Below are 11,600 nucleotides of genomic sequence, written 5' to 3' on the forward strand. Positions count from 1 at the left end.
CGACGCGCCCGCCCGCCGCCCGGCGTGCCGTGGCACGCCGGGGATCCGGCCAGGAGCCCCCGGAAGGAGCGGCCGGGGTTCAACGGCCGAGCGCGGCTGCGAGGATCATGTCCACCGCCCGGGGCGGCAACTGCGGATTGCGGGCGGCCGCTCGCCAGACCTGTGGGTCGCCTCCCCGGACCACCTGGCAGAGCTGCTCGGGCGACGCCGCCGGGTGCTCGGCCACCGCTTCGTCCATTTCCCGCCCCGGGTGGTTGCGCAGACAGGCCGCGAGGGCGGCCGCCGTCGCATTCTCGTTCCAGGCGACGGCCAGGGCGGCCTCGGACGGACTGTCGCGGTCCTGTGCGATGGCGAGCAGCAGGTCCGAGGGGCAGGACATCGCGAGGGCGAGGTCGGTGTGGCTGCTGGGCCCGTACCGCCGCGCGGCCGCGCGGAAATGGTCGGGGTCACGGGTGTAGAGAACGGCGAGGAGGGCCACCACGGGGTCCGGGTCGTCGATCAGTCCGGTGCGCACCTCGGGGCGCAGCCGGACGTGCCTGAGTGCCAGCTGCCGGACGCGGGGGCTGGGATGGTCGGCCAGTGCCATCATGCCGTCGAGGTCCCGATGGAAGAGGCCGCCGCTGGTACCGCCGGTGAGGGCTGCGCGGACCAGCAGATCGATCGGGATGGTCACCTGGTTGTTGAGGACGCTGCTGCGCCAGCGGCCGTCCTGGGCGTCGTAGAGGTGGCGGATCATTTCGGCGGGTGCGCCCGTGTTGCCCGCCACGCGGGCGGTGACCTGCGGATCGCCCAGGGCGATGAGCCGCTGGTAGGTCTCGGGCCGCAGGCCGCTCCGGTAGCCGGCGGCCGGGACGGCGAAGGTGGGCCAGGTGGCGTCGAGGAGTTCCTCGACCGCGTCGGGCGGCGCCAGCTGGTTCCCGATGGCGCTGCGGCGCAGATCCGCCAGGGCCGCGTCGGGGTCGGGGTGGTGCGGACACGGGGTCAGGGGTGTCGGCCCGTCCACGGTGAGGAGGCCGCGCAGGACTTCGCTGTCGGTGGTGGAGAGGGCGACTGCGGTCCTGACGCACGCTTCGGTGCGGTGGCGGGCGTGCGGTTCGCCGAGGTCTTCCAGCAGCCGGACCGTTGCGGAGGCCACGGCGCAGTCCGGGTCCTGGGCCAGCGTCAGGATCGCGGCGCGGCGCTCGCCGGTGAGTGTGTTCTCGGCGATGTCGTAGTCGTGGCCGATGCTCTTCGCGAGCCCGCGGCGGACCTCCGCGGCAGGACAGGCCGTGAGCCGGCTGATCCTGGCCCCGGTGGGGTCCGGTCGGCCGAGGGCGGCCAGCTGCGCCGACGGGTCGTCCGCGGGGATCCGGTCCGCCGGCATCGCCCCGAACCTGATCAGGTCGAGCAACGCCGGTCGCCCGCAGGCCGCTTCGAGGGCGTCCAGTTGTCCGGGCGTCAGTTCCGGCTGCCGGCACAGCTCCAGCAGGACGTCGGGGTCGCCGTGCGCGATCAGGGCGTCGATGTGCTCGGGGCGCAGCGCCGGATTGCTCGCCAGGTTCCGCAGGACAGTATGCACGCCGAGGAGCGTCGCACGGAGCGTCCCGACCCGCCACGGAATTTGCCGGGCCGAACCGGCGACTCGGTGCCCGCTGTCGGCGACGGGGCCACGGCTCCGTGCGGCCGCCGGCCTCGGACACCGCTCTGTCGCGCCTGCCGCCGGACATCGACTGCTTGCGGCGTTCGGCTCAGGAACTCGACCGGCTGCGGGTGAAACCCCGGGCGGTTGCCGTGGCTCGTGCGGCGGGACCGTCGGGCCCCGGGGTTGGTAAGGACTCTTGACAGTCGGGTGGCCCGGACCACCAGTATTGGTTCCGGCCAGAGTGCCTCAGGTCGCCGAAGTCCCCACCTTCGAAGGGAGCGCGGTCCATGGCCGGACCCGTTCGCGCACCACTCCGAGCCCTGTTCGCCGGAGCCGTCACCGCCGCCGTCGCCGGCGTGGCGCTCACCGGCACCGCCCACGCGGTGGGCGCCCCGGTGCCCGCGCAGGTCTCCTCCCCGTCGCCCTCGGCGTCGGGCGTCCAGGTGCCCGCGATCCTGGTGCAGGTCGGTCCGTCCTCGGGCACGGTGGCCGCCGGCTCGTCGACCACCGCGACGGTGAGCACGGCCATCATCAACAACGGCTCGTACACGTCCATCGCGATGACGGTCAGCGGCGCTCCCGCGGGGGTCACCGCCTCGGTCAGCCCGTCCTCGGTCAGCGGGGGTTCCAGTGCCGTCCTGTCGGTGTCGACCGTGTCCACGGCCGTCCCCGGCACCTATCCGCTGACGGTCAGGGGCGTGCTGACCGGTACCTCGGCCACGTCCTCCGCGACCTACACGCTCACCGTGACCGGCGGCGCCACCGCCCCGGCGTGCTCCGCCGCCTCCTGGGTCGGCACGCAGGTCTACACCGGTGGCAACACCGTCTCGTGGAAGGGCCACCAGTGGAGCGCCAAGTGGTGGACGCTGGGCGAGGAGCCCGGTACCACCGGCCAGTGGGGCGTCTGGCAGGACCTCGGCCCCTGCTGATCGGCACGCGTCGCCGCGGGGTGTCGGCCGGGTTCGGGCGCCCGGTACGACGGGCGCCCACGGGTTGACGGGCGCTGTCACCGCGGCCCGGTGGAGTGCTTGCGGTGCCCGGGTCAGTCCTTGCGGCCCGTCGCGGCGACGGTGACGCCCAGGCCGATCATGGCGAGGCCGCCGACCCCGCCGACCAGGGAGAGCCGCCGGGGCGAGCGGGCGAACCAGCCGCGGGCGGTGGCCGCGACCAGGCCCCACGCCATGTCGGAGACCACGGCGATGAGGTTGAAGACCAGGCCGAGCAGCAGCATCTGCGCGGTGACGTGCCCTCGGTCGCGGTCGACGAACTGCGGCAGCACCGCGGCGAAGAACACGATGGTCTTGGGGTTGGTCACGCCGACGACGAAGCCCTCCCCGAACGTCCGCAGCGCGCCCCGCGCGCCCCGCGCGCCCCGGTCGGCCCCCGCCCCGCCGAACGCCGCCCGCAGCGACCCGCGCTCGCGCCACGCCCTGACGCCGAGGAGCACCAGGTAGGCGGCGCCCGCCAGCTTGAGCAGGGCGAAGAGGAGGACGGAGCGCTCCACCACCGCGCCCACCCCGAACGCCACGGCCACCACCAGGGCGTACGCGCCGGTGGTGTTCCCCGCGACCGTGATCAGCGCGGCGCGCCGCCCCTGCGCCAGCGCCCGCCCGATCACGAACAGCACGCTCGGGCCGGGGATCACGATCAGCAGGAACGACATGGCCGCGAAGGCGAGCAGGCGGTCGGCGGACAGCATGGGAGTCATGCAAGCACGGGGCGGGCCGCCCGGCCAGTGGTTTTCCCGTTCGAGGCTTTGCCAAAGCTTTACTGACGGGGCGTCAGTTCCCGCCCTGCGTACCTCCCTTGCTCCCGTCCACCATCCGGGACGACTGGCCGGGGCGGGGGTCCGCGCAGTAATTTAGTTCACATCAGCTAACTATCATCACGGCTTCCCAGGGGGCGGCAGGAGATGGCGGACGTGGACATCGAGCAGGACACCGGCAAGGGCACCAAGAAACGGTGGATCGGCGCGGAACACCCGCGCTACAAGTGGGTGGCGCTGTCCAACACCACCCTCGGCATGCTGATCGCGACGATCAACTCCTCGATCGTGCTGATCTCGCTGCCGGCGATCTTCAACGGCATCCACCTCAACCCGCTGGAACCGGGCAACGTCAGCTACCTGCTGTGGATGCTGATGGGCTACATGCTGGTCACCGCGGTGCTGGTGGTCACGCTGGGGCGGCTCGGCGACATCTGGGGGCGGGTGCGGATCTACAACGCCGGCTTCCTGATCTTCACCATCACCTCGGTGATCCTCTCGCTCGACCCGATGGACGGCGGCGGCGGCGCCCTCTGGCTGATCGGCTGGCGCGTGGTCCAGGCCGTCGGCGGCGCCATGCTGATGGCGAACTCCGCGGCCATCATCACCGACGCCTTCCCGGCCAGGCAGCGCGGCATGGCGCTCGGCGTCAACATGGTCGCCGCCATCGCCGGCTCCTTCATCGGCCTGGTCCTCGGCGGCGTGCTGGCCGAGTGGAACTGGCGCTCGATCTTCTGGGTCAACGTCCCGATCGGCATCATCGGCACCGTCTGGGCCTACCGCTCGCTGCACGAGACCGGCGTCCGCCGCCCCGGGAAGATCGACTGGTGGGGCAACGTCACCTTCGCCGTCGGCCTCACCGCCCTGCTCGCCGGCATCACCTACGGCATCCAGCCGTACGGCGGCCACACCATGGGCTGGACCAACCCCTGGGTGCTGGCCGGGCTGATCGGCGGCACCGCCGTCCTGATCGCGTTCTGCGTGATCGAGACGAAGGTCGCCCAGCCGATGTTCCCGCTGCGCCTGTTCCGCGACCCGGTGTTCGCGGGCGGCAACCTGGCGACGCTGCTCGGCTCGATCGCCCGCGGCGGCCTGCAGTTCATGCTGATCGTCTGGCTGCAGGGCATCTGGCTGCCGCTGCACGGCTACGACTACGAGGACACCCCGCTGTGGGCGGGCATCTACCTCGTCCCGCTGACCATCGGCTTCCTGGCCGCCGGGCCGATCGCCGGACACCTCTCGGACCGCTTCGGCGCCCGGCTGTTCGCGGCCGGCGGCCTGGTCGTGATGGCGGCCTCGTTCGCCGGACTGCTGATCCTGCCCACCGACTTCGGGTACGTGTGGTTCGCCCTGTTGGTCTTCCTGAACGGCCTCGGCGGCGGCCTGTTCGCCGCGCCCAACACCGCGCTGGTGATGTCCAGCGTCCCGGCCGCCGACCGCGGCGCCGCCTCCGGCATGCGCGCCACGTTCCAGAACGCGGGCATGGTGCTCTCCATCGGCGTGTTCTTCTCGCTGATGGTCGCGGGCCTGGCCGGATCGCTCCCGCAGACCCTCACCGACGGCCTCACCGGGCAGGGCGTCTCGGCCGCCGACGCCCACACGGTGGCCCAACTCCCGCCCGTCGGCATGCTGTTCGCCGCCTTCCTCGGCTACAACCCGATCCACGAACTGCTCGGCCCGCAGGTGCTCTCCGGCCTGCCCGCCTCCAACGCGCAGACCCTCACCGGCCGCGACTTCTTCCCGCACCTGATCTCCGGCCCGTTCCACGACGGCCTGATGGTGGTCTTCTCGCTCGCCATCGCGATGTCGCTGGTCGCCGCCCTCGCCTCGCTGCTGCGCGGCCGCAAAGCGGGTACGGTCGGGGACGGTCCCGAGGACGGCGCGGCCGCCGTCCCGGACGGGGACGCCGCGGCCTCCCAGGGCGCGGCGTGACGTGACGTGAAGCAGACGGCGGAGCAGGGGAGTCCAACGGTGGGGCAGGAGAACGAGGGCGGGCTCGACCCGGCACAGGTGGCCCGGCTGCGGCTGGTCATCGCCCGGCTGAACCGGCACCTGATGCGGGCCTCCGACCGGCAGGAGTTCACCTTCGCCCAGCAGTCCGCGCTGGCCCGGATCGAGGAGCACGGCCCGGTCCGGCTCGGCGAACTCGCCGCGCTGGAACGGGTCGCCGCCCCCTCGCTGACCCGCACCGTCGCCTCACTGGTCGAGGCCGGGATGGTCAACCGCGTCCCCGACCCCAACGACGGACGCTCCGCCCTGGTCGAACTCTCCCCGGAGGGCGTCGCCCTGCTGGCCCACATCCGCCGCCGCCGCTCCGAACTGCTGGCCCGCCGGGCCGCCGAACTCACCGAAGCGGAACGGCAGGCCCTGATGGCGGCGCTGCCGGTGCTCGAGCGGCTGGTCTCCTTCGAGGACTGACCGGCCCGGCCGGGCCGGAACCTCCGACGGGGTGTTCCGGCCCTCGTTCCCGGCTCTTTACTTCCGGCCGGCCGGGGACGAAGATCAACCGGACGCTCGGGGACGGCGGGGAGGCGGGCATTGAGTCGGAGTAGGGCGTTGGGTCTGCTGGTCGGCCCGATCCTGCTGCTCGCCGGGCTGCTCTGGGCCTCCTACCACCTGGTCACCCACGCCCGCTACGCCGGAGCCCCGCAGGTGCGGGCGACCGTCCTGACCGCCCACTACGAGCAGGACGGACGCGGCGTCCACGCCCGCCGGATCGTGCTCGCCGTCCCGGTGGCCGTTCCCCTCGACAACCTCTCCAGCGCCCCCGAGGGCCTGCGCCCCGGCGACAGCGTCACCGCCCTCACCCGCCCCGGCCACGCCCTCCTCCCCAGCCAGCTCCGCTGGTCCCTGCTACTGCTCCCGTCGTGCTTCGTGCTGGTCGGTCTCGCCGGCACCGCGACCGGCGTCATGCACTGGCGGGAGAACCCGCCGCCGCGCCCCGCCGATCCGGAAGCCTGGGACTGAGGGAGGGCCAAGGCGGCCTGTCAGGCCGCCGGCTCGACCAGGCCGTCCAGCTCGGCCAGCTCGGCCGGGCTCAGCTCCAGGTCCGCCGCCGCGAGGTTGTCCGCGAGGTGGGCGGGCGAGGAGGTGCCCGGGATCGGGCAGACGTGGGGGCCCAGCGCCAGCAGCCAGGCGAGCAGGACCTGCGGCACGGTCGCCCCGTGCGCCTCGGCGATCCGGCGCGCGACGGCCCCCGCGGGCCCCGCCGTGAAGTCCCCGCCGGCCAGCGGCGGGAACGGCACGTAGGCGATGCCCAGCGCGCGGCACTGCGCCAGCAGCGGCTGGTCCGTGCGCCGGGCCAGGTTGAAGTGGTTCTGCACCGCGGCCACCGGCGCCACCGCGCGGGCCTCCGCCAGCTGCCCGGCCGTCACGTTGCTCACCCCGAGCGCCCCGACCAGGCCCGCCCGCCGCAGTTCGGCCAGCACCGCGAAGCGCTCGGCCAGCGACTCCCCGGGATCCGGGGCCATCGCGCCGATCCGCAGGTACACCAGGTCCAGCCGCTCCACGCCCAGCTCCCGCAGGTTCCGCTCGACCGCCCCGCGCAGCTCCGCCGCCGTGGCCGGGGCGCTGAACGCCCCGTCCGGGGTGCGCTGCGGCCCCACCTTGACGGCGATGGACACCTGCTCGGGGTACGGGTGCAGGGCCTCGCGCAGCAGGGCGTTGGCGGCGCGGTCGCCGGCGAAGTAGAACGAGGCGGTGTCGAAGTGGTCGACCCCCGACTCCACCGCGCGGCGCAGCACCTTCCGCGCGGCGGCCGGTTCGGCGAGCGGCAGCCGCATCGTCCCGAACCCGATCCGGGAGAGCGCGGGGCCGTCGGTCGGCGTGAATTTCCGTGAGGTGTACGGTTCTTGATCGATCGTCATGTGAGAATCCTCTTCGGATCCCGGAGAGCGGCAATCGACTGGCAGCATGCTGCCGGTCGTTGGCCCGACCGACCATCCGACCGACCGACCATTCGACCGACCGACGGTGAGGGGGCTGCGGAGCCGTGTCCGCCGCGGAGCAGGTGACCACGATCCACGGGAAGCGCGAACTGCTGCTCCGGGCGGCCCCGTTGTTCGCCGGCGTGCGCGAGGAGTTCCTCTGCGCCGCCGCCGACCGGGCCACCTGGTCCGGCGTCGCCGACGCCACCGGTGCTCCGGCCGGTGCCGCCGGTGCTCCGGCCGGTGCCGCCGGTGCTCCGGCCAGGGCAGCCGGTGCGGCCGGTGCCGCCGCTGCCGTCGACCGCCCCGGCGGCCTGCGGGTGCGCAAGCTCTACACCCCGTCCGTGGTGGCGGACGACGCGTTCGCCGCCCACGCGTTCCGGATCGTCGCCGCCGGGGGCCTGGTCCGGGTCAGCCGTTCCGGGCTGCCGGCCGAGATGATCGTCGTCGACGCCCGGGTGGCCGTCGTCGGCGGCACCGGCCCCGGCGGGGAGCCGAGCTACTCGGTGCTCCGCGCCCCGACCGTGGTCGACGGCCTGCGCACCCTGTTCCTGGCCGCCTGGGAGGCGGCCCGCGACCTCGCCGAGCACCGGGCCCGCCCCGCCCCGGTCCTCGACGCCTCGTCCCGGGCGGTGCTGCGGACGCTCGGCCGGGGCCTCACCGACGAGAGCGCCGCCCGCAGCCTGGACATGTCGCTGCGCACCTACCGCCGCCGGGTGGCCGAGCTGATGGCCCTGCTGGAGGCGGACAGCCGCTTTCAGGCGGGCACCCGGGCCCGCGAGCTGGGGCTGGTCTGACCGTCCGGCCCGGCGCGGAGGGAGCGGCGGCGGCGCAGGCGGCGGACGGCGACGGCGAGGCAGAGCAGGAGCGTCCCACCCCCGATGGCGGTGAGCACCGCGCCGAACACCCACGCCCGGCCGTCCGGCGCGTAGACGGTGCCGTGGTAGTAGACCGCTCGGGCGCGGTCCTCGATCTCGTGCACCGGAAGGTCGTCCCAGGGCGTCACGCCGGTGATCCTCGGCGCCGGCTCGGCCGGCAGCGGGGGAGGGTCGGGGACGAAGTCGCCCACGTGGTCCGGGCAGCGGAAGCAGTCCTGGTGCCCGGTGACGACGAACACGCCCGGCACGCCCTCCCCGTGCCTGACGGCCAGGCCCGCCTGCAGGCACAGGACGCCCACGGTCAGGCAGAGCAGCGGGAGCAGCAGGAGGAACGTCTTGCCGACGCGGCCCGGCGGCAGGAACGCGGGCCGGCTGGGTCGCGGCCCGTACCGCCGCTCGCGCGCCTTCTCCTGCTCCAGCCTCGCCCGTATCCCGCCCACCACGCGCCGCCCTCCCGCGCCGGCCCGGTGCTGTCGCATCCGGGTGCGCCTTCTTGTGACATTGGTACCACGCGTCGCTGGTGGGCGGTCATGGAGGGTCAGCGCACCAGGGGGAGGAAGACCGTGTCGACGATCTCTTCCAGAACGTGGTCGGGTACGGGGGCGAACGTCGAGAGGATCTCGTGGCGCAGCAGGACGAAGGGGAGGGTCTTGACGCGTTCGGTGAGGCGTTCCGAGGTGATCTCGCCGCGGGCGGCGGCGCGTTCGTAGAGCGCGTCGAGTGCCGCTGCGCGGCCGGTGGCGACGGGGTCGAACAGGCTGGTGGGGTTCTCGCCCGTCTCGCGGTAGTAGCTGGCCAGGTGGGCGTACATCACGGTGACCAGTCGGACGTGGGAGGTGGCGATCTCCCGCATGAGGACGAGGAGGTCCTCCCGCAGGCTTCCGGTGTCGGGGAGGGCGGGGCGCGACTCCTTGAGGGCGTGGACGACGGCCGCCCTGACGAGCGCGTCGCGGTCGGGCCAGCGGCGGTAGAGCACGGGCGGGCTGGTGCCCGCGCGCTTGACGACGGCGTCCATGGTGAACCTGGCGTAGCCCTTGTCGTCGAGTTCGTCCCAGGCCGCGTCGAGGAGCGCCTTCTCCAGTTCCGCGCCGCGGCGCCGCTGCGTCATCGTGTGCCTTCGCAGGTTAGATAGATTTGCCTTTCTTAGTGTAGCGGCCTACCGTGACCCCCTTAAGGAAGAGACTTCTATCTTAAGGTGTCGTCGTGAGCACTTCCCGCGAGGCAGGACCCGACTCCGCCGACCCCGGTCGTGTGGATCCCGCCGTGCTGCGCATGGCGATCACCCTGATCGTGGGCGCTCTCGGCGTCGTCCTCGACACCACCGTCGTCAGCGTCGCGCTGAACGACCTGGCCGAGGACCTCGGTGCTCCGCTGGCGACCGTGCAGTGGGTCAGCACCGGCTACATGCTGGCCGTCTTCACCGCCATTCCGCTCGCGGGGTGGGCCCAGTCGCGGCTCGGCGGCCGACGCCTGTGGGTGCTGGCCCTGACCGGTTTCCTGGGCGGCTCGATCCTGAGCGCGCTGGCCCGGGACGCCACCGGCCTCATCGTCTTTCGGCTCGTCCAGGGCCTGGCCGGCGGCATCATGATGCCGCTGATGTACACCCTGCTCGTGCAGGCCGCCAAGGGCCGCAACATCGGCAAGGTCATGGCCGTCATCACCGTGCCCACCGCGCTCGGCCCGATCCTCGGTCCCGTCCTCGGCGGCCTCGTCCTCCACCTCGCCGACTGGCGCTGGCTGTTCCTCGCCAACATCCCCCTCTGCCTCCTCGGCACGGTGCTCGCCCGCCGCAACCTGCCCGACGACCGGCCCGCACCCGACGAGCCCCGCGCGCCCCTGGACGCGGTCGGACTTCTCCTGCTCGGCCCGGGTTCCGCCGCCGTGCTCCTCGGCCTCTCCCAGGTCGACGGCGATACGGGCTTCACCAGCACCCGGGTCCTCGTCCCGCTGCTCGCCGGGCTCGCCATGGCCGCCGGCTTCACCGTCCGGGCGCTCACCCGGGCCCCCGCCCCGCTGGTCGACGTACGCCTGTTCCGCCACCGCCCGGTGGCTTCCGCCTCCACCCTGCTCTTCCTCGGCGGGATCTCCCTGTTCGGGTCGATGACGCTGCTGCCCCTGTACTTCCAGCAGGTCCGCGGCGCGACGCCCCTCGACACCGGGCTGCTGCTCATCCCCCAGGGGGTCGGGGCCCTGGTCGCCCGCGGCCTGGCCGGCACCTACCTGGACCGCACCGGCCCCCGCGCGGTGGCGCTCGCGGCCTTCGCCTCCGTCGCCGCGTCCACCGTGCCGTTTGCCTTCGTCACCGCCGACACCGACGAAACCCTGCTCCTGGCCGCGCTGTTCGTTCGCGGCGTCGCCCTGGGGGCAGCCATGATCGCGCCCATGGGCGCCGCCTTCGTCGGACTGGAGCGCCAGGAGATCCCCGACGCCAGCATGATCACCCGTGTCGCCCAGCAACTCGGCGGTGCGGTGGGCGTCGCCGTCCTCCTCGTCGTCCTGCAGCAGAACACCGGCGGGGCCCGTACGCCCGACGCCCTGGCCACCGGCTTCGACCACGCGTTCTGGTGGTCCGTCGCCCTCACCGCCGCCGCCGTTCCGCTCTGCCTGCTCCTTCCCGGCGCCCCCGGGTCGGCGGCCTCCACCGGCGACCGCGGCCGGGAGACGGGCAGGAACGCCGCACCGGCGGCGCGGTGAGGACGGCCGCGGCACCGCCACCGGAGGAACCGGCCCGGCAGGGGCCGACGCACGGCAGGGGCCGATGCACGGCAGCTACCGCGACGGGCTGATGAGGCCGGCCGCTCCCGTTCCCCGCCGACGCCGGCGGGGCGTCGCCCACCGTGCGAGCGCCTGCCCGGCACCACCGTCGCACCCGCCACCGTGCACCGCGTTCCCGTGCACCGCGTTCCCGTGCGACGCGGACCCGGCCGGCCCGGTCCGGCCGGTCCGGCCGGTCTTGCCGGCGCCCGACGCCGCGCGCCGATCCGACCGATTCGACCGATCCGACCGGACCGGGCCCGGATCAGGATGCCTGGGCGGCGATCCCGTCCAGCACCATCTCCAGGCCCGCCGCGAACGACTCGCCCGGCGCCAGGTGGTCGGCCGAGACCATCACCTCCGCGATCGTCGGGTGCCGCCCCTCCGCCAGCACCCGCACCATGTACGGCCCCATCGCCACCTGCCAGTCGTGCTCCGAACGCCCCTCCGCCCGCTCCGCCCGGCGCTGCGCCACCTCGACCCGCAGCCGCCCCGCCAGGTACGCGTGGAACACCCCCGCGGCCTGCTGCACCCGGGTCGGCTGCCCGGCGAAGCCCGGCACGCCCCACAGCACGGCCAGCGCGGTCTCCCGGGCGGCCAGCGCGTTCGGCCCCAAGTGCGGCCGCCCGCCCAGCAGTTCGATGAACCACTCGTGC

Annotated in this window: 12 protein-coding genes; 6 read left to right on the top strand and 6 right to left on the bottom strand. The window is 73.8% G+C overall.

Features of this window, described 5'->3' with window-relative positions; all coding sequences use genetic code 11:
* Positions 1–79: 79 nt before the first annotated feature.
* The gene (locus ACFUEL_RS24380; protein WP_380238880.1) at positions 80–1,558 is read right to left on the bottom strand and encodes a hypothetical protein; all 1,479 of its coding nucleotides are present in this window, start codon (positions 1,556–1,558) and stop codon (positions 80–82) included.
* Positions 1,559–1,908: 350 nt separating this feature from the next.
* Here ACFUEL_RS24380 and ACFUEL_RS24385 point away from each other — a divergent pair, with 350 nt between their 5' ends.
* Positions 1,909–2,550 carry a hypothetical protein gene (locus tag ACFUEL_RS24385; protein ID WP_380238881.1) on the top strand — a complete coding sequence of 214 codons (642 nt, stop codon included), beginning with the start codon at positions 1,909–1,911 and terminating at the stop codon, positions 2,548–2,550.
* A gap of 113 nt (positions 2,551–2,663) precedes the next feature.
* Here ACFUEL_RS24385 and ACFUEL_RS24390 read toward each other — a convergent pair whose 3' ends face one another.
* Positions 2,664–3,320: a LysE family translocator gene (locus tag ACFUEL_RS24390; RefSeq protein ID WP_380238882.1), complete on the bottom strand. Its 657-nt coding sequence runs from the start codon at positions 3,318–3,320 to the stop codon at positions 2,664–2,666.
* 324 nt (positions 3,321–3,644) lie between these two features.
* Here ACFUEL_RS24390 and ACFUEL_RS24395 point away from each other — a divergent pair, with 324 nt between their 5' ends.
* The 3 genes from ACFUEL_RS24395 to ACFUEL_RS24405 all read left to right on the top strand — a co-directional run bounded on the left by ACFUEL_RS24395 (position 3,645) and on the right by ACFUEL_RS24405 (position 6,353).
* Positions 3,645–5,318, top strand: a complete 1,674-nt coding sequence (locus ACFUEL_RS24395) for an MFS transporter (RefSeq protein WP_380238890.1) — start codon at positions 3,645–3,647, stop codon at positions 5,316–5,318.
* 39 nt (positions 5,319–5,357) lie between these two features.
* Positions 5,358–5,804: a MarR family winged helix-turn-helix transcriptional regulator gene (locus ACFUEL_RS24400; RefSeq protein ID WP_380238883.1), complete on the top strand. Its 447-nt coding sequence runs from the start codon at positions 5,358–5,360 to the stop codon at positions 5,802–5,804.
* Between the two features lie 138 nt (positions 5,805–5,942).
* Positions 5,943–6,353 carry a hypothetical protein gene (locus ACFUEL_RS24405; RefSeq protein WP_380238884.1) on the top strand — a complete coding sequence of 137 codons (411 nt, stop codon included), beginning with the start codon at positions 5,943–5,945 and terminating at the stop codon, positions 6,351–6,353.
* Positions 6,354–6,373: 20 nt separating this feature from the next.
* Here the strand turns inward: ACFUEL_RS24405 and ACFUEL_RS24410 are convergent, their stop codons facing one another.
* Positions 6,374–7,252 carry an aldo/keto reductase gene (locus tag ACFUEL_RS24410; protein WP_380238885.1) on the bottom strand — a complete coding sequence of 293 codons (879 nt, stop codon included), beginning with the start codon at positions 7,250–7,252 and terminating at the stop codon, positions 6,374–6,376.
* A 143-nt stretch (positions 7,253–7,395) separates the two neighbouring features.
* On the opposite strand from ACFUEL_RS24410, the gene ACFUEL_RS24415 reads away from it, so the two are divergent.
* Positions 7,396–8,109, top strand: coding sequence for a DNA-binding response regulator (locus ACFUEL_RS24415; protein WP_380238886.1), 714 nt, complete (start codon positions 7,396–7,398; stop codon positions 8,107–8,109).
* Here ACFUEL_RS24415 and ACFUEL_RS24420 read toward each other — a convergent pair.
* Both ACFUEL_RS24420 and ACFUEL_RS24425 read right to left on the bottom strand, forming a co-directional pair.
* A complete protein-coding gene (locus tag ACFUEL_RS24420; protein WP_380238887.1) occupies positions 8,070–8,669 on the bottom strand; it encodes a hypothetical protein in 600 nt (199 codons plus the stop codon). The two genes, ACFUEL_RS24415 and ACFUEL_RS24420, sit on opposite strands and share 40 nt — an antisense overlap.
* Positions 8,670–8,728: 59 nt before the next feature.
* Entirely contained in the window at positions 8,729–9,298 is a 570-nt protein-coding gene (locus tag ACFUEL_RS24425) for a TetR/AcrR family transcriptional regulator (protein WP_380238888.1), read from the bottom strand.
* A gap of 164 nt (positions 9,299–9,462) precedes the next feature.
* On the opposite strand from ACFUEL_RS24425, the gene ACFUEL_RS24430 reads away from it, so the two are divergent.
* Complete coding sequence (locus ACFUEL_RS24430) at positions 9,463–10,884, top strand: DHA2 family efflux MFS transporter permease subunit (RefSeq protein ID WP_380238891.1); 1,422 nt, start codon at positions 9,463–9,465, stop codon at positions 10,882–10,884.
* Between the two features lie 325 nt (positions 10,885–11,209).
* Here the strand turns inward: ACFUEL_RS24430 and ACFUEL_RS24435 are convergent.
* The coding region (locus tag ACFUEL_RS24435; RefSeq protein WP_380238889.1) for a TetR/AcrR family transcriptional regulator C-terminal domain-containing protein at positions 11,210–11,600 on the bottom strand (391 nt) is incomplete at its 5' end.

Origin of the sequence: Kitasatospora sp. NPDC057198 (assembly GCF_042670125.1) — a bacterium.
Lineage (GTDB): Bacteria > Actinomycetota > Actinomycetes > Streptomycetales > Streptomycetaceae > Kitasatospora.